Below are 26,817 nucleotides of genomic sequence, written 5' to 3' on the forward strand. Positions count from 1 at the left end.
CTCCGGCCATCCGATCCCGGCCGGGGGCCGCCTGGACGCGCGCATCCGGGCAGCATGCGGGTTGTTCCAGGGACGTGATCCACCAGCGGGTCTACCGGCGACGTGCTGTCTGCTCTGCGACGGCGTCGAGTGCCAGGTGCCAGGGGTAGGTAGCTGTCTTGTCCGCGCCGGCACGTGGGGGATGGGGTTCGAAGGCACCGGGGCCGAGGAGGACGGTGATCCCGGCGGCTCGGAGGTTTTCGACGCTGCGGGTGAAGACACGGTTGGCGGCGAATGCCTGGTTGACGAACGGCAGGACAGCGATGGGAACGCCGAGCCCGGTCAGTTCGGCGAGGACGCTGAGGGGGTAGGTGTCGGCGATGCCGGCTGCCCACTTGTTGATGGTGTTGTAGGTGGCGGGGGCGACGATGACGGCGTCGGCGTGAGGAACCTTTGCGGGTTCGCCTTGGGGGCGGTAGGTGCTGCGGACGGGGCGACCGGTCAGCGTTTCCAACGCCGGTATGTCGAGGAAATGGTCGCGGGCCGTGTCGGTGGCGATGAGTTGGACCTGCCAGCCGCGGGTGTGGGCCAGGTCCACCAGCCGGCCGACGTTCCCGGCGGGCCCGGCCCCGCAGACGACGACGTAGAGCACCCGGTTCGGTGGGTTCACGCGGGGAGCCCGATACGCAGGGCCAGTTGACGAAGCTGTGGGAGCGGCGGTGCTCCGGGCTGTCCCAGGAGCTGGCCGAGGAGCTGGCGTGCCACGGGTCGGCATCGCACCTCTTCGGGGGCGACACGATCGGCTTGGAGGAGGACCCGGCCGGCGTCCTGGGTGTTACCGGTTTGGCGGTGGGCCTCGGCCAGGTCCAGCAGGAAATTGGCCTTGCGTTCCCGGGGCAGGACGGCGAGGGCTTCGGGGTTGATGCTGCGGGCGTAGGTGAGCGCGGCGGCGCCGTCGTGGAGGCGGACGAGGGCGGCCAGACGGTGCAGGGCGACGTTCGTCACGCCGAACGCGGTGGTGCGGTGGGCATAGTCCGGCCCCAGCGTGCGGGCGACGGCGTCGGCCTGCTCGTGCAGGGCGGTGGCGGTGGGGGCGTCACCGTCGCTGGCGGCGGCGATCTCGGCGGGCAGGAGCAGCATGCCGTACAGCGACACCAGCTCCGGGTCGCCCGCCAGATCCGGCTCCATCCGGTCCGCCATCGTGATCAGGATGTCGAGGGCGGTGCGGAGCTGGCCGGCCTGGGCCATGGCGCGAGCGACGCTGCGGGTGGCCCGTGCCAGGCAGATGAGGTCGTCCGACTGGGTGGCGAGGGTGATCGCCCGGTCCGCGGCAAGCCAGGCCACGTCGGTCGTCTCGAACTTCAGCAGCGTGGAGGAGGCCAGCCGGTAGGTCATGACCAGGTGACGGGTGGCTTCCAGACGAGGCTCACCGTCGAGGGCGTGGACGGCGGTTTGGGCCTGCCTCATCAGGTCGGGTAGGACACGGCCCATGACGGCGAAGTGCGACGACAGCCAGGCGGAGCAGGCGTGGTCGACCTGTGCGCGCAGCCGGGTCAGGTCCGGATCCTGGCCTGTCCGCCTGCCGAGGATGGTGTCGTAGGAACCCAGTGCTGTACGCAGGGCCTGGACTTCCACCGCGTCGAGGCATTGGGTCGCGCGTTCGGCGGTGTCGTCCTCGGTGAGGGCGGCCACGGAGATGTCCAAGGCGGCGGCTACCCGTTCCAGCATGGGTAAACGCACGAGGGTACGTTCCCCGGCCTCGATCTTGTCTACCCAGCTCACGGAGCGGTCGCAGCGGTCCGCGAACTGGGCGCGGGACAGGTTTCGCCGGGTACGCCAGTAGCGGACGCGGCGTCCGATAGCACGGCTGTCCATGGGTTCCTCGAGCGGAGAGGCGCGTGGGGCCGGACCTGAACACGATGACTGGTTACCCATCGTATAGGGGTGGTCGCCATCCCGGGTGGGGAGATCCCACGACCGCACTCGAACGATCTTGAGTGGTTCTGGACTCCCACATTTTGTCCAGCTGAGGCGCTGGGGCGGTCTTCTACGTTCTGCCGAGGGACCGCACGTTTCTCGTGGCCCCTTATCTGTTCTCCCGCCGGGTCCGGGCCGGTACCGAACACGGTTCGGGCTTGGCGGGCTCCACAACCACCATCCAGCTTCGAGGACCCTGTGCCTGCCTTCCCTTCCGCTCTGCCCGCTCCCGTGTACTGGCGACGGCCGTCTCAGCTCAATTCCAAGGTCGTCGATGCGGTCGAGGTCGCGCGGGATGGCCACCGGGTGTTGATCCGGTCGAGTCTGGGCCGCGAAGTGCGGACCACCCCGGGCGTGTTCGCGGACTTTGTCCGGGCGGCGCAGCGTGGCGAGTACGACGACCTGATCTCTGGGGTGCGGTGATGGCCGCCGGGGAGGCGTCGTGGCGGCGCGCGGCGATGGTCGAGCGGATCCTGGCCGTCGAGTCGGTGTCCGCCAGGGTTGAGGCGGCGCTGCGTACGGTGCCGCGGCACCTGTTCTTTCCTGACATCTCGGCCGAGGTGGCGTACGAGGACAGCTCTGTGGTCACGAAACGGGCGTTCGACGGGAGCGCGGTTCGTACGGCGCTGCGGCCGTCGGTGGCTGCGGTGATGGTGGAGCAGTTGCGGGTCGAACCCGGCCAGCGGATCCTGCAGGTGGGCTGCGATGGGTACGCCGCCGGGCTGCTCGCCGAGCTGGTCGGGTCGGCGGGGTCGGTGGTGATGATCGACCTCGATCAGGATGCGGTCCACCGGGCTCGCACCTGCCTGAACGCGGCGGGGTACACCGGCGTCGCGGTGCTGGTCAGCAACGGGTATTTCGGTTTCCCGTTGCGGGCCCCTTTCGACCGGATCCTCGTGACGGCCAAGGCGACGGACATCCCGCCCGCGTACATCGACCAGCTTGTTGATGGGGGGCGGATCGTGCTTCCGTTGCAGATCCGGGGCTTGTCGCGGTCGGTCGGGTTCTGTCGGGTCGGGGAGATCCTGGTCTCGGAGTCGATACGGCCGTGCACCTTTCCGCGGATGCACGGCGCGGGCGCCCGGCGGCGTGCCACGGCCATCCTCGCGGCCGGGGTCCGCCTTGAGGCCACCGTGGCCCAGGACGTCGACGCCGACGCGCTGCGCGACGCGCTGCTCGGGCCGCGTCACGTGCTCAGCACCGGTGTGACGCTGCCACCTGGCGGCGGTCTGCTGGCGAGCCTGGAGCTGTGGCTGGCGACCGTGCGAACGACCTACGGCCGGGTGTACGCCGAACAGATCGCCGACCAGCAGACCCCGCTCGCGCCGACGGTCCCGGGGGGCGTGTCGGCGGTGTGGTCCGACGACAGTCTCGCCTCCCTCACCTATCCCGCCGCTGACACGGTGAACGGCGCGGACCTCGACGTCAGTGTCATCGCCTGGGGCCCGGACCGCTTCCGGCTCGGGGACATCCTTGCCTACGACGTCCAGATCTGGGACGCCCAACGCCGTGGCGGGCCGGATCCCACGATCCGGGTCTACCCCTCCACCATCGCCTGGGAGTCCCTACCGCCGGGCCGGCTGATCGACACCCCTTCCGCACAGATAATGATCACCTGGGATTGAGGGCTGCGCCGTCCTCCCGTCCCGTCCCGCCTGCTTTGCCGCCGCACGACCATCGCCTCTGGGAGACCCCGCCGTGAGCTCCGCGCCATCCGAGACTCCCGCTATCCGGTGGGGTGTCGTCACCCTTGATGCGCATGATCGGGCGGTGCGGGTGGTGGTCGGGTTCGCTGCCCCGCAGCTCGCCGAGGGCTGGGCCTGCGCGCAGCCCGGCCTGGACTTCGTGGTGGTCCCGGCCGGGCCGGCGCAGGGCAGTGACTGGGCGGTGGTGGCGCTGAATGCGACTGAGCGGCCCATCGGGGTCCTCGCCTGCTTCCCGGACCCGAGGGCCGCCGACCTGTACGCCCGTTCCTGCGTGCTGTCTGGTTACACCGTGGCACCCATCGATGTCTGGTGACCTGCCGCCGGCGACTCTGCGGGTGCTGATACCAGGGTCGGTGGCTGCGAACCCGCGTCCGGGTCCACCACCTGCGGGGTTGTACTGGCGGCCCGGTCCTTCCGCGGGTGGGTGAGCCGGCGGTTTTCGCGCGGTCTCTCGCCGGAAGAGCCGGGGTGGTCCCTGAATGCTGGGTGAGGGTGCCTGATCCGTCACCTCATCCGGGCGGGCCGGGGCCAGTCCCAGGAGGCCCGGTTTCCCGGCGGGTCCGAGGGCTCTCGTCGAAGCCCCGCCGATCGTGCCGTGTTCTTCTCGCTATCTGTGCCGGTTTGGTGACGGCACCGCGGTAGGCGGGTCGGCGGCCCGGAATTGGACGCCGCCGAGTGTGGTGCGCTGGTCCAGGGTGGGTGGTCTGCGACGCCCTTTCGGGGAGAGGCAGTGTGATGGTGTCGGGGCGGGTTGGGATGCGGAGCGCGGCCCGCCCCGCGCGCTTCGCTCTTGGCCGGAGTAAGCCTCGGTCGGGTTCCCATGCCAGGTCAGGCGTGCGCTGGTGTGTCGTCGGTGTTGCCTGTCCCGCGTGTCAGGGGGCCTGTCGTCGTTGGTTCGTCGATGCCTGGGTGGGGGTTGGGTAACGGGCTGGTTGGCCCGGCGCAATACTGGGACAATGTCCGTGAACGTTACGACAATCATCGTCGTGACGGCTCGACGATTCGGTGGTCTCGCTGCAGCATCGTCCTACGGAGAAAAACGTCGAGGATATGGCGGTGCCGGGGATGGCGATGATCGGTTTGGATATGGCTGCGAGGCGCGTGGGAACATCGCCGTCGACCATCATCGATTGGATCGCGGGCTGCTATCTCTCTGCTCGGTGGACCCGGCTGGGGTGGAGGGTTGATCCACGAGATGTTGATGATGTGGCGACACGGATGGGCCTGAAGAAGGCCGCCTGACCGGCTGCGGGGGGGGGGAAGGGCGGGACGCTATGCGTGCTGTGAACGGCGATGATCTTTATCGTTCCTGTCCGTCGTGGTGTCAGGAGCCGGCGGGGCACCTGCGCCCTGAGCCTGACGGTCTCGGGGACTATCACATGGCCGAGGTCGCCCTGATTGATCTTCCTGAGATCGATGGGATGCGGGCGGACATACTGGAGCTCGCGGTGAGGATCGAACAATATGTGACCCATGCCACCGTGTACCCTCCTGTGATCACTTTTGGAAGTGGAGAGGTTGATGATCCCGACCGTGAAGGACTCACGGCTGACGAGGTTGAGGATCTCGTCGTAGCACTTCAGCGGGCGATCGCGACGTTGCGCGGCGGATCGGACGGGCCGTCGCCCGACGGTTTCTAACCCCGGGGCTTTCCCTGGGGGGCAGGTAGTAGGCGCGGCTAAAGCCCGGCTGTTCTACGAGCGGGGTTGTTTGGGATGGTGGATGGCGGGTCGGATGATCCGTCTGGTCGCGGATGTCGTCGTGGCCAAAGAGATCATCGCCGGGGACGTCGAGACGGCTCGGGTACGCGCCTGCGGACCCTGGCCGATGACGCGGGGATGGGGCGCGCTTACGGACCGGCCGGCAGCGGTTCTACGTAATGATCATCCGTGCAGACTTCAGGATTACGTAGCAGACCCCAGGGTTATGTATCCACCGCCGGCCGTGGCTGGCGTCTATCCCGAGGGCTCTGCGGGCTGCCGGGCGTTGCTGGGCCCTGGCTGGCGTCGGAGTTCACTGCTGTTGTGATCGGGGGTTCTGTTCTCCGGGGGGTGGTGGGGTGGTGGGGGAGGTAGCCGGCGTGGGCTGCGGCGGCGCCGAGTTGGAAGGGGGTGGTGACGCCGAGGCGGTGGCAGAGGTCGGCGACGTCGCGTTTGATGGTGCGGTCGGAGACGCCGAGTTCGCGGGCGGCGCGGGTGTAGTCGAGGCCGCGGTCGAGGAGGAGTAGGAGTGCTCGTTGGCGGCGGATGGTTGCGGGTTCCTCGGCTACGGCGGGGTGTCGTTGCGCGGGGATGGTCTGTTCGATCCGGGTGACCATTTCGGTGACGGCGCGGATGAGGGTGGGGGCGACGGTGACGAGTCCGCCTTCGTCGAGGTCGTCGTCGCGGACGGGGATGAGCGCGGCGGTGGTGTCCCAGATCATGGTCCGCATGGGCACGGCGGGGGCGATGCGGATGTGTCCCATGGGGGGTAGGCGCCGGGTGGGTTGGCGGCGTTGGGCCGCGGTGAGCGCGGGTGACGCCCACACGCTGGTGATCGTGACGCCGCGGGCGGCAGCGGTGGCCAGGAGGTCGGGGACGTTGCCGCCGAGGCCGGGCGGTGGCGGCCCGTTCTGGAGGAAACGCAGGCTGGTGGTGCTCTGCGCGGTGAGCTCGGCCATCCGGCCGAAGATCTCGTCGCGGGTGAGGAGGTGGATCCCGGCGCTGGTCCCGGTTCGTTGCCGGCCGGTGACGTAGTCCCCGAAGAGGCCGGATCGGTAGAGCCGGGCCCGTTCGTCGGCCATCGTGGCGCGTGCGGCGCTCAGGGCGGCCTCTTGTTCGGCGTGGCGGGCCTGGAGGACTTTGACGGGGTCCTGGGGTTCCCACTGGCGGCCGACCTGGCGCAGGAGTCCGGCCTCGACGAGGCGGTCGATTTCTGCTTCGACGATGGGTTCGGGGCGGTCGAGCCATTCGGCGAGCATGTCGACGTTGCAGTAGGGGTGGCGTGCCACGGTCCGCCAGACCTGTTCGGAGAAGTCGTCGAGGTTGTTGAATCCCAGCTCGGAGATTCTCACACCGCCTCCGTACACCTTGCTTACAAGCAAATAGAAGGTCCGTTGCGTGCACCTCCATGAGGCGAACGTCCGGGGGCCGCGGCGAAGGGCAGGGCCGCGATGCACGTGCTTCATTCACGCGCAAGATGACCGTAGCGCACCTGGTGCGCGTCGGTCCGTGACGATGAGACGGACGACACCGTTCCCATGCGGAGTTGCTCTCCGTAGCGCTACTGGTCGCCTTCGTATGCGTAGCGGCTAATTATGCGATGTGTATCCATCCTGGGTCGCAGCGTGTCGATCTCTCCTCGGGAAAGCGACGGGCCGTCAATGCTTTCGCCCGCTCCTCGACGAGAGGGTGACGGATGAACAAGCTCTTCGTCGAGTAAGTGGACTGTGAGGGATGTCGGGGTGGAGGTCGCGGGCCCGAGTGCGGGAGGCATGGGCTGGTGTCGGCTCCGTGACCTGCATCGATGATGGGATCACGGCGAGCGGGGTTCCTCGTGCGCTGGCCCCGGCAGGGGCAGCGCGTGTACCCCGGATGGGTGGAGGCCCAGGCCGCGGTATGGGAAGCTGGGAAATCCTTGCCTGATCGTCCAGCGACTGCACTGGTGTCGGTGAATCTCTTTCCTTGGACGCTGGGAATTGTGTAACGGTTAGCGGTGCTGCCGCGTTCTCCCTGGCGGTACCAGTGGCGATGACCGGCTTCCATCAAGGGTTGCTAGTAAAGCTGTTTGGTGTCAGCTGCTGGGGCGTTCCGGCCGGAGTGTAGTGGCGGGTCGGATGATGCGTCGCGGGCCGGTTTGGGTGGGTGCGGGTTTTGGTGGTGTGCGGGTGAGGTGGGCGAGTAGGGCCTGGGTTTCGGGGGTGGGGTCGACGTCGAGGCCGTGGGTGTCGAGGGCGTCGCGTAGGCGCTGGTAGGTGCGGCGGACGGCGTCGGGGCGTCTGCGGGCGGCGTGGATGCGCATGACATGCCGGTAGAGATCCTCGACGGTCGGGGTGAGTGCGAGGGCATGTTCGAGGTAGGCGAGGGCTTGTTCGGGATGGTCGTCGGCGTGCAGGTCGGCGAGGTCGGCGAGCGCGTCGACAGCGCGGTGCTCAAGGTCGGTGACGGTCGGGGCGGACCAGTCGTAGGCGGTGTCTCCGAAGGGTGTGGCGGTGGCGAGGTCGGCGGCGCGGGTGAGCGCGGTGATGCGGGCGGGGTCGTCGTTGGCGTGTCCGGCGGCGGTCAGGGCTGTGTCGAACTCCCACAGGTCGACGGTGATCAGGGTCGGGTCGAGGCGGTAGCCGGCTTTTCCGCTGAGGATGGGGGTGAGGGTGGGGTCGCCGGTGGCGGTGCGCAGGGTGTCGCGCAGGGCGGCGACGGCGCGGTAGATCTGGTTGCGGGCGCGGGTCGGGTCCTGGTCGGGGAGGAGCTCACCTGCGAGCCGGTCTCCGGTGATGCCGCCGGGGTGGACGGCGAGGTAGGCGGCGATCTCCAGGCTGAGGGTGCGTAGCCCGCCGGCGAGGGGCGTGCGGTCGAGGTGAACGGCGGGCCGGCCGAAGAGCACGAGCCGTACCCGCCTGCCTGGCTGGTCGGGGTGGTTGGTCTGTTCTGCGGGCTGTGCGGGTGTGCTGGTGGGGGCCGGTTCACAGGGTGGTGGGGTTGTGGTCGCGGGTGAGGGTGCTGGCTTGGGGGGTGGTGGCGCAACGGTCGGGGTTGCGGGGCGGGCCCCGGCCACGGGGGTGTGCGGGGGGATGCTGGCGGGTGTCTCGACGCCGGGTGGGGTGGGTTGGTCGGTGGCTTGGGTGAGGACGTGCAGGAGGTCGCTGGCCTGTGCGGGTGTGAGCTGCCAGGGCAGCGGTGGCTGATCGTCGCCGGCCGGGTCGGTGGTCGGTTCGACGGTGATGGTGTAGATGCCGAGTCGGGCGCCGCTGTGGGTCAGGGCGGTGAGGCGTCCGTCGTGGGGGTTGGGTGCGCTGGCTAGGAGTAGGACGGTGGGGATCATCTCGTCGGGTAGCGCGGCGCGCAGCTCGTCCAGGCTGGTCGTGGTGGTGCCGTCGGTGAGTCGGGCGCGGCGGAGCGCCTCGCGGTCAGCGAGGTCGAGCGCGGCGTCGGTGCTGGCGGTGACCGTGACCTGAGGGAGCGCGTCGAGCAACGGGCGAGGCAGGTCGAGCAGGCTGACGGCGTCATCGGGGATGATCAGCCGGGCGGGCCAGGTGGTCCGGTCGCGGTGGTGGTCGGCGAGAACGCCCAGTACGACGGCGCGGGCTGCGGCGGGTGCGGACGGGCCGTGCAGGTCGAGCCGGCCGGTGCGGAGCAGCTCGGTAGGGAGCCCCTCTGCAGGCTCTTCGGGGTCGATGCGGCCGGGGGTGGTGGTGCTGGTGGAGGGGGTTGTGGTCGGGCTGGGAGGTGCCTGGCTGTCAGGGGCCGAAGCGTGGAGCACGGCGGTGCTGAGGCCGGTTGCCGGTGGCGGTGCGGCGGACGGGTCGCTGACGGGTTCAGGGTCGTCGTCGTCGGTGGTGGGTGGGCGGCTGGCGCGCAGGATTTCGCGGATGACGAGGGGCAGGGGTGGGTCGGTGGAGATGGGCTGGCCGGGTGGGGTGGGGACGGGGCGGCGGCGGGTGCGCAGGAGCCGGGCGATGGTGACCGCGGCGGCGAGGGCGGTGATGAGACCGAGAGGCAGGACCGCGCCGGAAGGTAGCCGGATCGGATGGTCCTGGCCGGGCGCGGTGTGGGGTGGCGGGGGCGTGCTGGTGGGCGGTGGTGTGTGGGGAGGTGGTGTCGCCGAGGGGCCCGGGGCGACCGGGGCTGGGGGGAGGGTCGGGGTCCAGGCGGGAGTGGGGTTGCTGCGCTGTGGCGTGCTGGGCGACCGGGGTGTGGGAGCTGTGGGGCTGGGAGCTGCGGCCGGGATGTCCGCCTGCGGCCCGCTCGGACCTGTCGGGGGGAGTGGGATGGCTGTGCTGGGTGCTGCCGGCGCCGGTGGGGTGTGGCCGGCGGGGGGTTGGGCGTCGGGGGGTAGGTGCAGGATCCAGCCGGGGCGTAGCAGGTCGGGGGTGGTGAGCTGGGTGCCGTCGGGTTGGATGCGGCCGTGGTTGAGGGCCCAGATGTCGTGCCAGCGCAGGCCGTCGCGTAGCCAGGTTTCGGCGAGGGACCAGAGGGTGTCGTAGGGGGCGACGGTGCAGCTTGGCCCGGCCGGCGCGGTGGGATCCGCGGGGGCGGTGACGGGTGCGGGCCGCTGGTAGGCGGCGAGGACCGCGGATGTCGGCGGCCCGGTGCTGGTGCGGGTGGTGGCGGTGAGTAGGCCGGCGAGGATCGTGCCGACGAGGACGGCGGCCAGGGCCTGGGCGGGGCCGCCGGTGGGCAGCCGGGGCCGGTGCCAGCCGCCGATGGTGGCGACGACTTCGACGGCGATGGACACCGCGATCAGGGCGTAGGTGTACCAGAACAGGGCGCCGATCAGGCCGAGGATCAGGTCCTGGGTGAGTGGTGAGCTCGCGGTATCGACGATCTCTGTCCAGCGTGGAACGTGGTCGGGCAGTGGCCAGCCGATGAGCTGCCACATCGCGGCGGGTGCGGCGATCAGGACGGCGCTGGTGGCGGTGAGGCCGGCGAGTGCGCGTAGGAGTCCGCCGAGACGGTGCAGCGGTCTGACCCGGCGTGGTCTGGCCCGTCTGCTCACAGAGTGCCTCCTGGGACGGAGGGGGTGGTGACGCCGTGGATGGGGGCTGCGGTGGCGTGGCCGGTGACGGTGAGCGTGTCGACGCCGACGACCCGGAGGAGCTGGGTCGGCATCCGTACGGTGACCTCGACCGTCACCGTGGTGGCGGTTGCGGTGACGGTCCCCTGCGTCCCGGCGGCGGTGAGGTACTGCTCGGCGCGGCGGCGGGCGGCGGGTGGGTCGAGGTGGACGACGCCGCTGGTCCGATAGGTCTCCAGGTCCAGTCCTTGGGCTCCGGCGCGGGCGGCTTCGGCGGCGAGGCTAATCGCGGTCGCTTTCCGGTCCAGGGCGAGCCCGCCGTCCACGACAAGTCCGGTCACTCCGATCAGCGCGACCGTGAGCACGAGGAAGAACGCCGTCACTGTCCCCCGATCCCGATCCCGATCCCGATCCTGGTCCTGGTCCTGGTCCTGGTCCCGGTCCCGGTCCCGGTCCCGGTCAGGCACGGTGGAACCGGTCCCAGCCCGCTGCGGTGACCGCAGCTGGGCTGTCGGAGATCGGCAGTCGCAGCCGGGCGGAGGGTGGTGTGGGGTGGATGTCGTCGAGGCGCCAGTCGCCGTCAGTCCAGGTCAGCGTCCAGGTGACCGTCCCGATCAGCGGTGGGGTAGGCGTGGCGCTGGTGGCGACCCTGCTGGTGTGGAGGAGGGCGACTGTGGTGCGGTCAGCCTCCGCGGAGAGGATCCGGGCGCCGAGGGGGCGGAAGAACAGCGCACCGTCTGGAGGGAGATGGGGTGGGCTGTAGCCGTCGTCGACGATGCCTTCGGCGCGTGTCAGATAGCCGCGGGTGGCGATCACCGCGAAGATGCCGGTCTGGTCGGCGGGATCGCGGGGCATCACCATCTGGCTCCAGCGGACCGCAGCCGACACTGCTCCGGCGGTGGTGTGTGGAAAGTGCAGCGGTACCCCGTTGTCCGCGAAGGTGCGTGCCGGTGGGAGGAGCATCTGGCCGTCCGGGTCGGGGCTGTCCTGCAGGGGGGAGGCCGCCGCCGGGGGCGGGCCGGAGGTGACAGTGTGCTGGCTGTCGAAGGCGGCGACCACGGCTACGGCACCCACCGCGGCCAAGGCGGCGACGGCGCCGAGCAGGGCGGAGGCGCTTCGCCACCGCTTCCTCAGGACGCGGGCTACTCTCACGTGCGTTCACCGATCCGGGCCAAGACCGGGCCGCCTGTGGGAAGACGGGCGGTGATGACCGTCCGATAGAGGTCGATGGGGGCGCTCGCCGTGGCGGTGAGGGTCCGCTGTCCGGGGATGGGCAGGCCGGCGGCGAGGTCGGACTGGTCGAGCTGGCAGACCACGGTGGCGCGGGCGACGCCTCCGGGGTGGAACTGGCTGGTGTCGACCTGGACGGTGAGGGCGGTGCAGGGCCCTGCACCGGTGAGGTCGGGGGCGATGGCCGCTTGGGCGGCGGCGCGGGCCTGGGTGGGGGTGCGGGCGATGCTCGCGGCGCGGGCGGCGGTGTGTGCGGCGCTGTCGACCTGCCCGCGGGCGTTCACCGCTCGCCCCGCGTAGACGATCAGCACCAGCAGCAGAATGATCAACGGTGTGAGTAGGGTGAGCTCGACGGCGGCCGATCCCGTATCGCTAGCACCTTCTGCGCTCGGTTGCGCAGGCCCGCATCGCTGCCACCGGTCGGGGCGGGCGGAAGAGCGGTTCATGGGGTGAACCGCTCGACGGTTCCGGTGGCGTGACCAGTCACGGGCAGCGAGATCCCGGGCAACAGGCTGACCGCGGTCCCGGTGACCGTGATCGTGACCGTCTCTGGGCGGGCATCGAGCTGGACGTGGGTGGCGGTGAGGACGGTGTCGCCGAGCTGGTCGAGGGTGATCTGCGCGGCATCAGATCCGGCGGTGGGGGTGGCGCCGTAGGCGCGGGCGGCGTCCGCGCCGCGGCGTGCGGCGGTGGCGGCGATGTGGCTGGCGTGGGCCCACAGGGCGTACTGGACGACGACCAGCAGCATGGTGATCAGCAGGGGTGTGGCGATGACCAGCTCGACGCTGACCGCGCCGGTGTCGGGGGCCTCTCGGCTGTCGCCGGTGCGCTCGGGGAAGCGCCATAGGGTGCGGCGGCGGGCGGGCCGTGGTGAAAGCGGGCCCGGCCGGGTGTGGAGGGTGGGTGGCGGGGTCATAGGTCGATGCTGTTGGCCTTGTCGATCAACGCCCGGCCGATGATCCCGATGACGGCGAGCGCGAGGATGACCAGCAGTGCGGTGACGATGACGGTTTCGGTGCTGTAGCCGCCGTCCCGGTCCTCCTCACGGGCCCGGGTCTCCCACGCGTGCAGACGGGCGTAGGCGAGGGTGAGCAGGCCGAGCACCATGGCGGTGGCTGCCGCTACTGGACGGCGGATCGCAGCGCGGGGGCCGGCGCGGCGGAGTCGGGGCACGGCGGGAGGGATCCTTCCGGGCAGGGGTCGGAATAGGTGAACTCGCGGACCTTTCACAGGCTGGTCATGACGCGGGCGACGGCGGGGTAGCCGATCAAGAGAAGAAATCCGAGGAAGAGCAGGGCGACGGGTAGGGACATGCGTTCGGTGGCCGCGGCGGCGTCCGCGTCGGCGTCGGTGAGGGCGCGTAGGCGGATGGAGGCGGCTTTGGCGGCGAGGGAGGCGCGGATCTTCGCGCCTTCACCGCCGGCGAGTTCCACACTGGCGGCGGTTTCGACGATGTCGGGGATGCTGTGGCGGTGTCCGAGGTCGGCGAGGGTGGTCCAGATCGGGGTGCCGGTGAGGACAGCGGTGTCCACAGCGCGGCGCAGCTGGGTGTAGGCGGGGCCGGTGCCGATGGACGCGGCGTCATCGAGGGCCTGCTCGACCCCGGCGCCGCCCGCCAACGCGATCACCACCAGATCCAAAAAGCTCGAGAAGGCGGCGCGCAGCGCCCGGCGGTGGGCTGCGGCGTCGGCGCGGACGGCCAGATCCGGTGCGACGAACCCGACGGCGGCGAGGACGAGCGCACCCGCCGCCGGCAGCACCACAGGCAGCCTCACCCCACCGACGGCGAGGACGACGGCCAGGAGCGGGAGCAGGAAGAACCCGACCACCCCGCTGGTGATCTTCTCGGCGAGGTGGGTGGCGGGATCCCGGTCGAGCGAGACAAGGTCGCGGCTGATGCTGGCCGGGATGAGCGAGCCGGGAGTAAGCCGGCGGGCGAGAGGACGTCCCGCGCGAGCCGCCCACCCGCCCGAGACTGTCGCTGGTTCGCCGGGGGTGGGTGGGGTGGGGTGCAGGTCGGCGATGAGCTGGCGCAGGTCGGGTTCGGCGGGGCGCAGCCCCGTCCAGACCAGCCACAGCCCGACACCCGTGGCCGTGCCGCAGGCGAGCAGAAGCCCGGTCATGGCCGACTCCGCGCGGGTAGGCGGGTCAGGATTCTGCCCGAGGTTGGCGTGCGGCCCATCCGTGACAACCAGGTCAGGCCGCCGGCGAAGAGGGCGGCGACGGCGAGCAGCATCAGCTGCCCGCCCGCGCTGTCATAGGGCTCGACGAAAGCGGGAGAGAGGACGACGAGGCCGAAGGCCATGACCAGGGTGGTGGTGGCGATGACCCGGGTGGAGGTACGGATCCGGGCGCGTGACGCCGCGGTGCGCAGCCGCAGCGCGGTCTGGTCGCGGGCGGCGGCGGCAAGCCGGCCCAGCAGGTCGGCGAGATTGCGGGCCTGGCGGGTCGCGGCCATCACCAGCGCCGCGACCACCAGGTCCGCGGTCGGGTCATCGACCGCGTCCGCGAACTCCGCAAGCGCATCGGGCAGACGTACCCCGGCGTCGAGGGCGGTGGCGAGCTGCACGACCTCGGCACGGATAGGAGCTGGGGTGATCGGCGCGGTGGCGCGGATCGCCTGTTCGAGGCCGGCGGCGCCGGCGAGGGTGTCGCGCAGCATCTCCGTCCACACCGCAATCGCCTCGACCCGGTCGGTGCGGGCCTGCTCGGCCCGGCCCGAGGTGAGCAGCCCCGGCAGGATGACCACCGCCAGGGCCGCCAGCGCCGCGGCCACCGGCCAGCCCGTGAGCAGCCCGACCGTGAGCGCGGCGGTGACCGCGCCGAGGGCGCGGGCGGCGCGGGCCTGGCGGGACAGGCCCCCGACCTGCCGGCCCGCCCACGCGCGGGCTGCCGCGGTGAACGGGGCGGTGCCGGTACCGGCCAGCCAAAGGCCGATCCCGCAGCCCGTCCCGCAGCCGACCGCGAGCAGCACCCCGGCATCCGCGGTCACCATGGCGCCCAGCCACCGTCCGGGCTGCTGTCGGCACTGGGAGCGCGGTAGGAGTGCTGGTGGTTGTCGACGCGGGCGAGCAGGGCTGCGGTGTCGGGGCGCAGCGGTGCACCGGGGACCGCGGCGCGGTCGGGGCCGGGGCGCCACACCTCATTCGTCGAGATGATCATCCCGTCGGCGCCGACGACCTCACGGACGCTGGAGACGACCCGCCGCCCGTCGGGGGTGTAGCCGAGGTGGATGACGAAATGCGCCGCGCTCGCCGCGAGCAGCATGGTGGCTTCCATGCTGAGCCGTTCGGCGGCCTGCGCGGCATAGGCGGCCAATTTCAGGAACACCGCGCCGGAGGAGGAGGCGTGGATGGTGGCCATCGACCCGTCGACACCCATACTCATCGCGTTGAGCATCGGAATGACCTCGGCGCCGCGGACTTCTCCGACGATCACCCGGTCGGGGCTCATCCGCAGCGCGGAGCGGGCCAGGTCAGCCTGGCTGAACGCGCCTTCGCCTTCGATGTTGGGCTCGCGGGCCTGCAGTGCGACGACGTCGCCGTGCTGCCCGTCGCGGTCGAGGCCGAGTTCGTAGCTGTCCTCGATCGTGATGATCCGCTCGGTGTACGGGATGTCGGCGGCCAGCGCCCGTAGGAAGGTGGTTTTCCCGATCCCGGTCCCGCCGGCGATGAGCAGGTTGCGCCGGGCCAGGACCAGCCGGTTCAGAAAGTGCCGTAGCTCGGCGTTGAGCATCCCGAGGTCGGTGACGAGCTGGTCCAAAGTGATCTGCTGGTAGCGGTGGCGGCGGATCGACACCACCGGCCGATGCGCCACCGCCATCAGGGCGTGGAGCCGGGAGCCGTCGGGGAGCTGGCAGGACACCTCCGGGGAGGCCCGGTCCCAGCGGCGTTCCTCCACCCCGGCCCGTGCCACCACCGTGCGGACCAGCTCGACGAGCTCGGCGTCGGAGCGGGCGACGGCGGGGAGGCGTTCGCGGCGGCCGTCGAAGCGGCGCACCCACACCACATCGCAGCCGTTCACCGAGATGTTCTCGATGCTCGGGTCATCCAGCAGCGGCTGCAGCCCGCCCAACCCGTAGAGGCTGTCGAGGACGGTTCGGCTGATCTGTTCCTCGACCTGGGCGGACAGCAGCTGCCCGCCGTCGGCGAGCTGGGTCTGGGCGTGCTGCGCCAACACGGCGGAGATCAGCTCCGAGGTCAGCGCCCGCTGATCCGCCCGACCCAACGGCGGGAGGCCCTGGGCTTCTCGGGCTTGCAGCCGCGCGGACAGCGCCGCGCCGACCTGCACCCGGACCCGGGCTGCCAGCGCGTCGACGTTGTCGGTCATCGCTGGCCTTCCCGGTGACGTGCCGGGGGTGGGCCGGCCCGGTCAGGGACCGTGGGAACCCAGCCGGACACCGCAGCCCGCTGCTCCCCCCGCTGCGGGAGGGAGAACGTCGAGCGGGGCAAAGCAGGAGGGTGAACACCGGCCCGCAGCGGCGGTGGACCTGGTGGCGCGACCGTGGGTGGCGGGGCGAGGGCCCGCGACGATCCGGTGGGCTGTGCGGCGAGGCGGCGGTCGAGTGTGGTGGCGATGTCGGCGGCGGCGCGTAGGAGCTGGGAGCGGCGGGCTCCACGGCCGAACCGCCCCCCGGACACACCAGCCGCGGCCCGCGGATGATGCGGCAACACTCCGACCACGGGCAGGCCGACAGCGTCCTCGACCCGTCCGGTGGGCCAGGCGGATTCACCGGCGAGGATCAGCACGCAGTCCCGGCGGCCTGCGCCAGTCAGTTCCCCGGCCCGTGCCGTCACGCGGGCCAGCTCGGCGGGGACCGGACGCACCAGCACTGCCAGCACCCCGGCTGCCCCGGCGATCGGCAACGCCGGAGAGGCGGGGTCGAGCCGGCCGCAGTCCGCCACGATCAGCCGGCCTGACGCTGCCTCGGGCACTGACCCGGTCTGGGCGAGGACCGCGACCGCTCCGCGGGCCGAGCCCGCCTCCACCGGCCCCGCCACCAACCCCACATCGCCGGCGAGTTCCCACACGTGCGCGTCCACCGGGGCTGCTCCGCCGCGGGCGGCAGCCGCCCAGCTCAACAGTCCTGGATAGCCCCGCAGCTGATACCAGCCGGCCACATCCCCGCCCGAGGGGTCGGCCTCCACCAGCAGCGGATCGGCTTCGGTCTGACCGGCCGGCCAGGCCGCTGCCAGCGCGAGCGCCGCCGTCGTCACCCCCGGCGAACCCTTCACCGACCCCACCACGACCAGGCCGCTCACCGGGACACCGCCCGGACCACCAACGCGACCCGCCCCGCCGCCGCGGCTTCGGCCACTGTTTCGGCGTCCCCGTCCGCGACCTGCAGCGACACCACCACCCCATCGGTTCCGGCCGGGTCCGCCTCGTCGCCTTGGACAGTCACGACCAGCCCCTGCACCGACCGGGCCGGTGAGCCCGTCGAGGGCGTGGAAACCGTGGGGTCGGCGCCGCTGGTCGACGCCGCGGTGAGGATGACCGACACCCCATCGCCCCGAACCAGCTCCGGGGGGTACTGGCCTGCCTTCAGCGCCGCCCCGACCACTGCCCGCCCCGCCGGCGGCACCCGCGACCCATCCCCCACCGCACCCGCAGGCAGCAGGCTGCCCGCCACCAGCGGCACCACCGCCACCCGGCCCACGACCGCATCCACCGCGTCCGCAGCCACCACATCCACCCCGGCCCCGGCACCCACCGACACCGGGCGCAGATCCTGCACCGTCAACACCCGGCCCGCCGGGACGTCGCGGGCCACGACCAGCAACTCCCTCCGGCCTTCTCGCTGACCACCGATGACGACGAACGCCGCGACGGACAGCGCGACCAGCAGCACCCCGACCAGCGCCCGCCGCGCCGCCCCACCCCGCGACCCCTCCCGCACCGGCAGACGCACATCCCCATGACGCCGCGTCCGGCCCGCCGCGCTCACCTGCCCGCCCCCGGCAACACCAGGCCCTGCGACTCCCCAACCGCGACCGACGCGGCCGTCTGGGATGTCAGCCCCGCAGCTTCACCGCTCTGACCAGCACCCGCCCACCCCACCTGCCAGGTCACGGTCACCGTCACCGAGAACCGGCCCCCCGGCTGACCCGCCGAACCACGAGCGAACGCGATCGAACACTCCGATCCAGCTGCCGGATCATCGACACCCGGCCGAAACGCCCGGCCTGGACCCGCACAGCGGATCTGCCCACCGGACCCGAAATCCCACAACACCGACACCGGCCGCGCCGTCGCCGTCACCGACACCCCCGGCACCGCCGCCGTCGCCGACACCGGCCCCCACCCACCCGAAATCCACAACCACACCGGAACCCCCACCGTCTGCACCACATCCAGGCCGGGAGACACCTCCACCACCGGAGACGGCAACACCAGCTGACTCACAGCCCGCTGCGCCACCACCTCCGGCGAAGGCGGAACAACCGCCCCCATCGCCGCATCCGGCCGCCACACCACCGCCCCGCTACCACTGATCCCAACGCATTTCCGTTCATACCAGGAACCCGCAACGCCAGGAGTTGCTTCCATCGCCTCTAGCGCGGGAGTCGCAACGAAATCAGTGGCGGACCGGTAGTAGCAGCCATCCGCGCTGAGCCAGCCAAGATCGGGGTCCACGCAGAGAACTTCCTCGGTCGCCGTGGGTATCCTGCACATTCGAGCGGAATTTCCTCGTTGCGGTGCGGTCGGGGGTTTCGGGTTACCGCGGTAGTCCTCGATCGGCTTTCCGTCCGTCCCGGCCCAGAGGTGGCAGGTTGTCTCGCTGCATTCGGTCGACCCGAATGCGTCGTCAGCGTGTGCTGGTGCGGCGAACAAGACCCCCATAGCGATCGCCATGACCAGTGGTAGCCGGAACTGCATTAGCAGGTGCCGAGCGCCTGCACGACGAGTTGATCGACTTTCCACTCTCCGGCCGTCTGTACCGCAAGAGCCTGAATAAAACGTCGACCACCAGGAGTGTCATTCTCCAGTTGTCCGTCTGTTCGATAGTTCAGCCAGTTAGAGCTGTCCACGCAATCTGTGATAGTGATCCGATCGGGATTGCCCGGAGGTGTCGCGGCCGACGTCTTGGGCGACAGAACTGGCTCGCCACGAGCGACGAGACCATCCCGCCAATTTGCATAGACGCCGCGATAGATGAGGGACAACGCCGGTCCGCTCGCGTGGGTCGCCAACCGCGGGTTCTGGTAGTCGCCGGTGGCGGCGATCGCGACCCAGTCTTCCCACATGCCCCGGTAGGCGGCGAGGGCATCGCGCTCAGCGACCTGTGCCGCGGTCAACGACGCTGAGGGGCTGGCCGGGGAGGGAATGGGCCGGGCCGTTGCTGGAGGTGCCGGCGCTGGTGGGGCGCCGGTGCCGTCGGCGCAGGCGTTGGTTGCCAGTAGGGCCAGCAGGGCGACCGTGCCGCCGAGCGACCATCCGTGCCGCCTCACGTTCCGTTACCCATCTGACCCATGCCCCTCGCTTAAGTGACCCCCTCAAGGTGTGAGAGTTATAGACCCTCTACACCAAGTGAGGACAAGGGGTGTAAATCTCACAGGAGACACGGTGGGCGGAACGGTCTAGGCTGCGCCGGAGCAATCCGGTCAGCTACTCTGAGTAGCTTATCGTCTCAAGTGCGAAGGCTGGGCAGGCGGCCAAAGCGCTGCAGCCAGGCGGGCGGTCCCGGCGGCCGGTCCGCGGGCGACGGCGATCGCGAATGCGGAAAACCGCTGGTCAGATCCCTGGCCTTCCGCGGCCCCCGCAGCCCAGGCACTTGTCGATCTTGTTTTGTCCTCGACGTTTGCCTCAGAGTGGCCTGCTCGGCTCGGCGAGTCCAAGGGTTGACTCAACGTAGTGGTCCCCGGCTAGTCCGAGGGCGTCTTCATCGTGCCGATGCAAGTGCATGGCAGGTTCCTGCAAAATTGTTTTAACCCAGAGGATCAAGAATCTGCCATGGTCGGGGCGCTCGAAGCTCCGTGGCGCGACGGACAGTCATCTTCCTGCCTGGCCCTCCCGGTGGGGACCGGGCGACACGGGATGATCAGCAGGAGATGTCCCGACGGTTGTCCCTGGTCGGGATCGTGCCCAGCACGGACATGCCGTCGCGCAGCGGGGCCGTGGCGGGCCATGCTGATCCGGTCGGTGACAACGAGTTGGGTGAGCTCACGTGACACGCGTCGTCAGCGGTGAGAGCGCGGGTCGGCGGGCCGGACGGCAGCGCTGCTCCGTTGCGCGCCTTGGTCGTGCTGCACGTGGCGTTGCCAAGATCAGTAAGTGATCGTCAGGCGATTCTCGCCTTTGATGATCATTCTGGTTCGGGTGGTGGTGTCGGGTGTGCCGCGGTGCAGCGTGATCGTCGGTGCCGCGGTGCGGTCCTTGTCCCAGGCGTGGATCGCGGTGATGATCCGGTCGGTGAGCTGATGACCCTTCGGGCCGTGCCCGATGGCGCCCAGGACATGGGCGTACCCGTCGTGTTCGCGGGTGAGGGTGAGGTAGGCCAGGGAGTCTGCGTCCACGAGAGCCGGGCTACCCAGCGGGATGGCGGGTGTGCAGAGCTGCGAGGTGACGGCGGGCCCTCGGGCGGTGATGCGGCAGCAGCCTGCCTCGGTCGCGGCGAGGCGGAGCCAGATGCCGTCCACCGGGGAGCTGCGGCCCGAGACGACGCCGGAGAGCGCGACGGCCCGGTCACGGTAGAGGACTCCACTCAGAACGGTGCTGCTGATCGGCTGGTCCTGATCCCAGGCCAGGGAGACGAGGCCGTCCTGGTGGATGGACGCAACCCGTTCTCCTTCATGGCTGACATGGCTGATCATGGGCGTGAGGCCGGCCGGTTCGGCCATGTCGGAGACCATGCGGTCACCGTGATGAGCGAATCCGATGCTCCAGCTCGCGCCGCGCAGGCGTAGGGGGACGACGAGTCGGCCGCCGCGGCCGAGCTGGTCCCACCAGGCCGCGGGGATGTCCCAGGCGTCGGCGGCGACGATCCGGTGGTAGGGCGCGCCATCGGGGTGGCCGTGTCGGCCGTCGCCGGTGAGCGCGGTGATGGCGGTGTGGCCGGTGGCGGTGAGGGTGTCGCGGGCCGCAACGGTGAGGTCGGGGTCGATGTCGAGGGTGGTGACGTGTCCGCCCTTGCCGGTCAGGTGGGCGAGGAGGGCGGTGGTGTAGCCGGTGCCAGTGCCGATCTCGAGGATCGTCTGGTCGGGAAGGACGATGAGTTGTTCGAGTGTCGTGGCGACGGTCCCGGGCGCTGACGCCCAGCTCAGCACCGGGCCGTCGGCTGTGCGTTTGGTGATGATGTCCTGCTCGGAGTACGCGACCCGCGGCGGTACAGCGGGAAGAAAGTGGTGGCGGGGCACGGCGGCCATCGCGTCCGCGACGGCATCGGTGAGGACTTTCCCGGAGCGGGCGAGCCGGCGGACCATCGCCGTGTGTAGGGCGTCCGGGGAACTGTCGCGTGTGGGCAGGGTCACGAGAAACGATCTCTTTCGATGTGGACGGCGCTGGCAGGTTGCGTAGCGGGTGTCATGGGGGGCTGGCCGTGGCCTGGACGGGGGCGATGCTCTGTCCGGTCAGGGCCGGGTCTGGGTGAGCCGACGGTGGAGGGTGGGGAACAGGCGTAGCGCGTTGCTGCGGGCGATCGCAGCCCCGGTGACCGCGTCCAGCGCCGGGTCGGCACACAGCTGCGCGAGGCCGTCCGCGACGGTGGCCGGGGGCACGGCGTGGGAGTCCGAGCCATAGAGAATCGCCCCAGCCCCAGCCCCAGCCCCAGCCCCAGTGGCGGTGGCGGTGGCGGTGAGCAGGGTGGGGGTTGCGTAGGGGGACATGGGCCCGGCGGTGTCGTAGGAGAACCGCTGCACGGCGGCCCGTACCGTTGCCGGGTCGGCGCCATAGCCCAGCCCACGGCCGGCGGTGAGGCGACCGGCGAGGTAGGGGAACGCGCCACCGCTGTAGGCGAGGATCCAGCGGATGGCCGGGTAGCGGTCGAGAGTCCCGGACATGGTGAGCGAGACCGCGGCCCGGGTGATGTCTGTGGGCTCATCGACCACGAACGGCGGCAGGGAGCCGGGGTACAGATCGGGCGGGGCGTCGGGGTGTACGAGGACGACCGCGTTCCGGGCGTGCAGCGCGGCCATCACCGGATCAAACGTCGGATCGCCGAGGAGGTGGTCTCCGTCGTGGGTGGTGAGGAGTACTCCGTCGGGGTGTAGCTGGTCGTACACCCGGTTGATCTCGGCGAGGGCGTCGTCGACGTCGAGGAGGGGAACGCGGGCCAGCCAGCCGAAGCGGGTCGGGTGATCGGTGGCGATCCCGTGCAGGCTGTCGTTCACCAGCCGTGCCAGTTCCGAGGTGTGCGCGATGGTGGGGGTCAGTGCGGCGGGGATCGGCGTGGACAGCACCGCGAGTTCGGTGCCATGCTGGTCCAGCGCTGTCAGCGTGTCGCGGACACTCCACGGTGCGAACAGCGGCCTCTCAAAGCCTGGGGGCCAGTCTGCTGCCGCCAGCCAGGAACGCACCGCGCCTGGCATCGCGTGATGATGCACATCGATACGCGGCGGCAGTTCCAAGGCCCGCCCCGGTCGGCCCGACGGGTCCGTCCTGTCGATGCGCCGGGCTACCGCGAGCCCTCCGGCCATCAGGCCGGCCCCGAGCACCACCCCTGCCCCTAGCCCGAGCAGCCGGCGCCGTGACAGGTCCGCGCCCGAGCCGGTGGCACGCGCTCCGGCCTCGGGTTCGTCGGCTGGACAAGCCGCTGGAGACCCCTGTTTACCGGGCCGCTCGCCGTCGGCGGGCGGGAACCCGGCAGGTTCATGGTGGTCAGCGTGGGCTGGGAGACGGCCGTTGAGCCGAGGGTCGGGAACAGAGTCCGCGCGGCGTTCGGACACGTCAAAGCCTTCCGTCGCTGGGCACCAGGCATGGGTCGGCGGGGCCGACGGCGGGGGATGGCAGGGGGCGAGCGAGCCGCTGCATTGGTCACCCGCTGCCCTCCAGGGACGGGTGAACGCGGGCCTCCGCACGGCCACGACTGCCAGGACCGGGCCCTGGCCGGGACCGCACGCAACGGAAAGCGGATCGGCTTCTCTTGAGGTGCAGGCCCCGTTACGGCTTTCGAGCGAGGACAGCCCAGACTGACACCTGTTCGTCCATCAGCGCGTGGTCCGCATCGGTGTCGGGCCGCCATCGGTGCGCCGCGACGATCCCGGGCTCGACCAGCTCCAACCCGTCGACGAACCTGGTCACCTCGGCACGGCTACGTGGCTGCGCCGGGATACCCCGGTCCCGGTAGGTCTCGGCGAGGAGACCGATGCTCTCCTTGTCGAAGTCGGCGGTCACCTGCGACAAAGCCAGGTAGCTGCCCGAGGGCAACGCCTCCAGCAGCCGGCTCACCACACCGAGCGGGTCGGCCTCGTCGGGCACGAAATGCAGCACCGCGATCAGAGTCAACGCCACCGGCCGGGACAGGTCCAATGTGTCTCGGACCTCCGGCGACGACAGGATCTGCTCCGGCTTCAGGAGGTCGCAGTCCAGATAGGCGGTGCGCCCCTGCGGGGAGCTGGTCAGCAACGCACGGGCATGAGCCAACACGAGCGGGTCGTTGTCCACGTACACCACCGCCGCCTTCGGCAGGATGCCCTGAGCGACCTCGTGCAGGTTCGGAGACGTCGGAATCCCCGTCCCCACATCCAAAAACTGGTCAACTGCCGCCTGCTCGGCCAGGTATCGCACAACCCGGTGCAGGAACCGCCGATTCGCGCGCGCTGCCTTCGCTACGTACGGGAAGACTTCCACCGCGGCCTCGGCGGCTTCCCGGTCCGCCGGGAAATTATCCTTCCCGTCCAAGAAATAGTCGTAGATCCGCGCGGAGTGCGGAAGAGTGGTATGCAATTGAGTAGATGGTAGAGGGAAGGGGGTGTCGTTCATGGAATTTCCTTGGTCAAGCCGTAAATGGTCGGTGCTACTTGTCTGTGGACAGGTGGGCAGCGTGCTTTCCCTAGTTTCTGCCACCCGCCACGCCGATTCTTGATATGCATGGGCGCCAGATCTAGCGTCCACAGGGCGAGCCTTAACCTAGCTCCGAGGGCAGTCTGATGGGAAAGAGGCGGAACACCTTCGATCGAACCGGACAGGGATCCGAGCAGCAAGGCCGCGGCCCAGGTCGTGCTGCTAGCCGAATCCCGAGACTTTCTCGTTCTGCCCTTCGCCTGCTGCTCTCAGAGGGGGGCATACCGGGCTTAGTCAGGAGCGTCGCTGCGTGCGCGCGGAAGAGCGGTCAGGCGGGGCAGGCCGCTTGGATCGGCACGCCCGAAGGGGACGCTGCGGTCTGCCCACGCACAGCGCATGTCACTAGCCTTTTCCCTAGCCTTGTGCCGCTGGCGGAGACGTTCGCGACTAGCCTGATCTCGTTGCGTGATGAGGAGGTGGGCGGATGGCCGACGGACAGGGACGCCTGATCGCTGCGTACCGGGGGTGGTACAAGCTCAGCCAGCCCGCGCTCGCGGAGGCCCTGGCGGATGAAGGTGAACGTGTAGATGCGGCGACGAAGGGACCCGGTAAAGCGGGAGTACGGCCATCGGTCGGCCGGGATCTGGTCTCCCGCTGGGAACGGGGCGCCTGCGACGTCAGTCCCCGATACCGCCGGTTACTCTGCGCTGTCTTCCACGCCAACCCCGCTGAGCTCGGATTCCGCCCACCGCTACCTGGGGAACGGATCGTTCGCCCCTGGGACGAAGCTGGCTCCCACGCCGACCCCATCCTCGACGAGGACCAGAGCGGTGCAGAGGTGGCGCAAGTCCTGCGGCGCGACGGCCGGAGGAACAGCGACATGCCACTATCTGCCGCGCTCCCGCCGGGTGCGCCGCGGTCATCTGTACCCGGCGACGAGGCGAACCCGCCCGTGACCTGCACCGATAGTGAGATCCTGGCGGATATGAACCGACGCGACATCCTCACGGCCGGCACGACGATGGCGCTGACGTCCGCTGGCGGCCCTCTGCCATGGATTGCCCCGTCGTCGGTGGCCGACACGGGGTTCCGTGTGGGTAGTGAACAGGTAGACCTCCTGCGATCCGCGGCGGAAGATCTTGATGTTCTCGACCAGCGGTTCGGAGGCAACCGGCTATGGCGGTCGGCCCGCGCTCACCTCATGTCCGTCCACCACCTCATCGACCAGGGAAGCTATAACGACGCTGTCGGACAGAGCCTGCACGGCATCGCCGGCCAGCTAACAACATCATTGGGCTGGTTCTGCTACGACGCTGACCAGCAGGTAGACGCACGGGTCTACTACTCGGAAGCTCTCAACATCGCCACACTCGCTGGCGATGAGGCCCTGGCAACCAGAACCTTGTCGAACATGTCCCGCCAGTCCGTGGACCTCGGAAAGGCACGGGAAGCCGTGCGTCTCGCCCGTATCGCTTGCAGCCATGCTACGGCCTGGGCCGCTCCTCCTCGGGTCTTTTCCCTGTTGGCCATCCGCGAGGCGCAAGGCTACGCACATCTAGGCGACGCGACATCCGCCGAGAATGCGATTAAAAAAGCATGGACAGAATTCGATAAAGGCTTCCATCCGCGTGATCCTGACTGGGTCGAGTTCCTCAACGAAGCCGAGCTCACCTGCCTGGAAGGAATGTGCCGAATCGATCTGGGGCAGTACGGCCGGGCAGTCGATCTGTTGGCGCTTTCCGCACGTCTTCAGGACATAGAGCACTCCAGAAACCGAGGAATGTGTCTCGTTCGTCTCGCCTACGCCGCTCTGAACGATCGCGATCTGGACCATACGGTCTCGGCGGTGAGCGAATCTCTAGCGCTGGTCGAAGCGGGAATGGCCTCTACTCGCAACATAAAGCAACTTGGCCTCGTCCATGGCGGTCTTTCTCGTCATCATGATTATGCGCCGGTCAGGGAGGTTGCGGAAAAGTTGACTCGATACATCGCCTGACCTAGGCGAGAATGATGAGAATGAGGTTCTCGCAGTTGTGGATATCGATCTCAACTATTTGAGTGGGTCAGAGGCCAAGCTGGTTGTGGGTGAGCTTATTGACGCCTACGCCGATATTTATAACACTCCGCCCTATGCTGGCGACCCATTTTTCTCGACCGACGCTTTTGGGGAACGACTATATGCGGCTTTCGAAATGCCCGGATTTGGGGTATTGACAGCCCGCGTGGACAGTCGACTCGTCGGCTATGTGCATGGTGTCACCCTGGCTGCAGACAGGCCCTGGTGGGTCTCGCTCGGCACGGCTCGGCCGTCGACCGCACAAGTTGCAGCTGTGAGGGGCGATATGTTTTGGTTGCGTGAGCTGATGGTTCGCTCTGAGGTCTCCAATAAGGGAATCGGGCGGCGACTGCACGACTCCATGATCTCTAAACGGCGAGAGTCGTGGGCGATCCTGACCTGCGTTGTTGGTAACGAGCCAGCCCACGGGGCATATTTGCGCTGGGGATACAAAATTCTGGGAGAAGTCAAACACGCTCCGGAGTCCCCTGTTTATGATGTCATGATCCGTGATCCCCTGGTTGCCGTACCATAGGAGGTCGGACTTCTCGGGGCGTTCCTCGGATTTTCTTGGCCTGATCCAGAGCTCCCGGTGTGTTTACGCTCCTATCAATGATCTCGACGTTGGCCGTGGTCTCGGCGTGGGCTTCATCCCGATCGACCGGACGAGCGGCTCTACTGTCGGGATGGTCGTTATATGGGGCGACGTGACCTGGCAGGACAGATCGGGACCGGCGGGGACCGCCGCTGCTTACGGGCACTGCTCCGTGCCGCCGGTAGCGCGGCCGCCGACAGATGGAACGAGATCCTGCCGAAAGATCGTCACGGGGATGCCCTGTCGAGATCTGCTCGAGCGGTTCGAAGCGGGGAAGACCGCCCGCGAGTGGCGCGGTCGCTGGTCGCCGGACGGGCGTGGGAGCGGCTGGTGGTCGCGTCCTGCCATGAGACGGGGACAGCTACCAGCCCATCGGGGCCGCCGGCAGCGCTGGGCAGCCGGCGGCCGAGGCCGCCTCCACGGCGCCGGTCGGGTATCTCTCCGCCGCGCGTCGAGATCGGATAGCGGACGTGTCGCCGCCAGAGAAGTCTAGTAAGAAGGCTAGAGACGCGGCCTGGAACTCGGCGTCGCCGAGCTCGCCTCCATGCGGTTTGATCTATGTGTCCCTCCGTTTCGGTCCTCCATCCCATTGGCGCACGGCTAGCTATTGGGAAGAGTCAAAT

General features: G+C 69.6%; 25 protein-coding genes. 7 read left to right on the forward strand and 18 right to left on the reverse strand.

Going from position 1 to position 26,817, the window contains the following annotated elements; genetic code table 11:
• Window positions 1–91 precede the first annotated feature (91 nt).
• Complete coding sequence (locus E0504_RS22750; RefSeq protein WP_131625844.1) at window positions 92–649, reverse strand: flavoprotein; 558 nt, start codon at window positions 647–649, stop codon at window positions 92–94.
• Window positions 646–1,854: a helix-turn-helix domain-containing protein gene (locus E0504_RS22755; protein ID WP_165938584.1), complete on the reverse strand. Its 1,209-nt coding sequence runs from the start codon at window positions 1,852–1,854 to the stop codon at window positions 646–648. Before E0504_RS22755 ends, E0504_RS22750 begins: the two co-directional genes overlap by 4 nt.
• A 300-nt stretch (window positions 1,855–2,154) precedes the next feature.
• Between E0504_RS22755 and E0504_RS22760 the strand changes: the two genes are divergently transcribed.
• From E0504_RS22760 to E0504_RS22780, 5 genes are all read left to right on the forward strand, one after another.
• The gene (locus E0504_RS22760) at window positions 2,155–2,379 is read left to right on the forward strand and encodes a DUF397 domain-containing protein (protein WP_243657583.1); all 225 of its coding nucleotides are present in this window, start codon (window positions 2,155–2,157) and stop codon (window positions 2,377–2,379) included.
• Complete coding sequence (gene fxlM, locus E0504_RS22765) at window positions 2,379–3,581, forward strand: methyltransferase, FxLD system (protein WP_243657584.1); 1,203 nt, start codon at window positions 2,379–2,381, stop codon at window positions 3,579–3,581. The genes E0504_RS22760 and fxlM (E0504_RS22765) overlap by 1 nt, the downstream gene beginning before the upstream one ends.
• Window positions 3,582–3,654: 73 nt before the next feature.
• Window positions 3,655–3,975 carry a hypothetical protein gene (locus E0504_RS22770; protein WP_131625847.1) on the forward strand — a complete coding sequence of 107 codons (321 nt, stop codon included), beginning with the start codon at window positions 3,655–3,657 and terminating at the stop codon, window positions 3,973–3,975.
• A 692-nt stretch (window positions 3,976–4,667) separates the two neighbouring features.
• Window positions 4,668–4,904 (forward strand): hypothetical protein, encoded by a 237-nt coding sequence (locus tag E0504_RS22775; RefSeq protein ID WP_131625848.1) that lies wholly within the window; start codon window positions 4,668–4,670, stop codon window positions 4,902–4,904.
• A 137-nt stretch (window positions 4,905–5,041) separates the two neighbouring features.
• Window positions 5,042–5,302, forward strand: a complete 261-nt coding sequence (locus tag E0504_RS22780; RefSeq protein WP_243657585.1) for a hypothetical protein — start codon at window positions 5,042–5,044, stop codon at window positions 5,300–5,302.
• Between the two features lie 284 nt (window positions 5,303–5,586).
• Here E0504_RS22780 and E0504_RS22785 read toward each other — a convergent pair whose 3' ends face one another.
• The 16 genes from E0504_RS22785 to E0504_RS22865 form a co-directional block, all read right to left on the reverse strand.
• A complete protein-coding gene (locus E0504_RS22785; protein ID WP_165938585.1) occupies window positions 5,587–6,714 on the reverse strand; it encodes a helix-turn-helix domain-containing protein in 1,128 nt (375 codons plus the stop codon).
• 719 nt (window positions 6,715–7,433) lie between these two features.
• Window positions 7,434–10,355, reverse strand: a complete 2,922-nt coding sequence (locus E0504_RS53525; RefSeq protein ID WP_131625850.1) for a BTAD domain-containing putative transcriptional regulator — start codon at window positions 10,353–10,355, stop codon at window positions 7,434–7,436.
• The gene (locus E0504_RS22795; protein ID WP_243657586.1) at window positions 10,352–10,756 is read right to left on the reverse strand and encodes a hypothetical protein; all 405 of its coding nucleotides are present in this window, start codon (window positions 10,754–10,756) and stop codon (window positions 10,352–10,354) included. The genes E0504_RS53525 and E0504_RS22795 overlap by 4 nt, the downstream gene beginning before the upstream one ends.
• A gap of 76 nt (window positions 10,757–10,832) precedes the next feature.
• Window positions 10,833–11,525 (reverse strand): hypothetical protein, encoded by a 693-nt coding sequence (locus E0504_RS22800; RefSeq protein WP_131625852.1) that lies wholly within the window; start codon window positions 11,523–11,525, stop codon window positions 10,833–10,835.
• Window positions 11,522–12,049 carry a TadE/TadG family type IV pilus assembly protein gene (locus E0504_RS22805; protein ID WP_131625853.1) on the reverse strand — a complete coding sequence of 176 codons (528 nt, stop codon included), beginning with the start codon at window positions 12,047–12,049 and terminating at the stop codon, window positions 11,522–11,524. The genes E0504_RS22800 and E0504_RS22805 overlap by 4 nt, the downstream gene beginning before the upstream one ends.
• Window positions 12,046–12,519 (reverse strand): TadE family protein, encoded by a 474-nt coding sequence (locus E0504_RS22810; RefSeq protein ID WP_131625854.1) that lies wholly within the window; start codon window positions 12,517–12,519, stop codon window positions 12,046–12,048. The genes E0504_RS22805 and E0504_RS22810 overlap by 4 nt, the downstream gene beginning before the upstream one ends.
• Window positions 12,516–12,776, reverse strand: a complete 261-nt coding sequence (locus E0504_RS22815; protein ID WP_243657587.1) for a hypothetical protein — start codon at window positions 12,774–12,776, stop codon at window positions 12,516–12,518. Before E0504_RS22815 ends, E0504_RS22810 begins: the two co-directional genes overlap by 4 nt.
• A 53-nt stretch (window positions 12,777–12,829) precedes the next feature.
• On the reverse strand, window positions 12,830–13,726 hold the full coding sequence (locus tag E0504_RS22820) for a type II secretion system F family protein (protein ID WP_131625855.1): 897 nt from the start codon (window positions 13,724–13,726) through the stop codon (window positions 12,830–12,832).
• On the reverse strand, window positions 13,723–14,598 hold the full coding sequence (locus tag E0504_RS22825) for a type II secretion system F family protein (protein ID WP_131625856.1): 876 nt from the start codon (window positions 14,596–14,598) through the stop codon (window positions 13,723–13,725). The genes E0504_RS22820 and E0504_RS22825 overlap by 4 nt, the downstream gene beginning before the upstream one ends.
• Window positions 14,592–15,932, reverse strand: a complete 1,341-nt coding sequence (locus tag E0504_RS22830) for a CpaF family protein (RefSeq protein ID WP_131625857.1) — start codon at window positions 15,930–15,932, stop codon at window positions 14,592–14,594. Before E0504_RS22830 ends, E0504_RS22825 begins: the two co-directional genes overlap by 7 nt.
• On the reverse strand, window positions 15,929–16,864 hold the full coding sequence (locus E0504_RS22835; protein WP_131625858.1) for a chromosome partitioning protein: 936 nt from the start codon (window positions 16,862–16,864) through the stop codon (window positions 15,929–15,931). Before E0504_RS22835 ends, E0504_RS22830 begins: the two co-directional genes overlap by 4 nt.
• Window positions 16,861–17,550 carry an SAF domain-containing protein gene (locus tag E0504_RS22840; protein ID WP_243657589.1) on the reverse strand — a complete coding sequence of 230 codons (690 nt, stop codon included), beginning with the start codon at window positions 17,548–17,550 and terminating at the stop codon, window positions 16,861–16,863. Before E0504_RS22840 ends, E0504_RS22835 begins: the two co-directional genes overlap by 4 nt.
• Window positions 17,551–18,481: 931 nt before the next feature.
• On the reverse strand, window positions 18,482–18,901 hold the full coding sequence (locus E0504_RS22850) for a hypothetical protein (protein WP_243657590.1): 420 nt from the start codon (window positions 18,899–18,901) through the stop codon (window positions 18,482–18,484).
• 969 nt (window positions 18,902–19,870) lie between these two features.
• A complete protein-coding gene (gene fxlM / locus E0504_RS22855) occupies window positions 19,871–21,073 on the reverse strand; it encodes a methyltransferase, FxLD system (protein ID WP_131625860.1) in 1,203 nt (400 codons plus the stop codon).
• A 99-nt stretch (window positions 21,074–21,172) separates the two neighbouring features.
• Entirely contained in the window at window positions 21,173–22,258 is a 1,086-nt protein-coding gene (locus E0504_RS22860) for an amidohydrolase family protein (protein WP_243657591.1), read from the reverse strand.
• Window positions 22,259–22,700: 442 nt separating this feature from the next.
• The gene (locus E0504_RS22865) at window positions 22,701–23,522 is read right to left on the reverse strand and encodes an SAM-dependent methyltransferase (RefSeq protein WP_131625861.1); all 822 of its coding nucleotides are present in this window, start codon (window positions 23,520–23,522) and stop codon (window positions 22,701–22,703) included.
• A 505-nt stretch (window positions 23,523–24,027) separates the two neighbouring features.
• Here E0504_RS22865 and E0504_RS22870 point away from each other — a divergent pair.
• Window positions 24,028–25,539: a hypothetical protein gene (locus tag E0504_RS22870; RefSeq protein ID WP_131625862.1), complete on the forward strand. Its 1,512-nt coding sequence runs from the start codon at window positions 24,028–24,030 to the stop codon at window positions 25,537–25,539.
• Window positions 25,540–25,576: 37 nt separating this feature from the next.
• Complete coding sequence (locus tag E0504_RS22875; RefSeq protein WP_131625863.1) at window positions 25,577–26,134, forward strand: GNAT family N-acetyltransferase; 558 nt, start codon at window positions 25,577–25,579, stop codon at window positions 26,132–26,134.
• Window positions 26,135–26,817 lie beyond the last annotated feature (683 nt).

The sequence above is a fragment of the Parafrankia sp. BMG5.11 genome, assembly GCF_004337455.1.

Coding starts and splice junctions, on each gene's coding strand:
- E0504_RS22780 (WP_243657585.1), top strand. CDS start 5,042: ATGGCCGAGGTCGCCCTGATTGATCTTCCTGAGATCGATGGGATGCGG.
- E0504_RS22755 (WP_165938584.1), bottom strand. CDS start 1,854: ATGGACAGCCGTGCTATCGGACGCCGCGTCCGCTACTGGCGTACCCGG.
- E0504_RS22825 (WP_131625856.1), bottom strand. CDS start 14,598: ATGGTGACCGCGGATGCCGGGGTGCTGCTCGCGGTCGGCTGCGGGACG.
- E0504_RS22865 (WP_131625861.1), bottom strand. CDS start 23,522: ATGAACGACACCCCCTTCCCTCTACCATCTACTCAATTGCATACCACT.
- E0504_RS22820 (WP_131625855.1), bottom strand. CDS start 13,726: ATGACCGGGCTTCTGCTCGCCTGCGGCACGGCCACGGGTGTCGGGCTG.
- E0504_RS22810 (WP_131625854.1), bottom strand. CDS start 12,519: ATGACCCCGCCACCCACCCTCCACACCCGGCCGGGCCCGCTTTCACCA.
- E0504_RS22830 (WP_131625857.1), bottom strand. CDS start 15,932: ATGACCGACAACGTCGACGCGCTGGCAGCCCGGGTCCGGGTGCAGGTC.
- E0504_RS22870 (WP_131625862.1), top strand. CDS start 24,028: ATGGCCGACGGACAGGGACGCCTGATCGCTGCGTACCGGGGGTGGTAC.
- E0504_RS22805 (WP_131625853.1), bottom strand. CDS start 12,049: ATGAACCGCTCTTCCGCCCGCCCCGACCGGTGGCAGCGATGCGGGCCT.
- fxlM (WP_243657584.1), top strand. CDS start 2,379: ATGGCCGCCGGGGAGGCGTCGTGGCGGCGCGCGGCGATGGTCGAGCGG.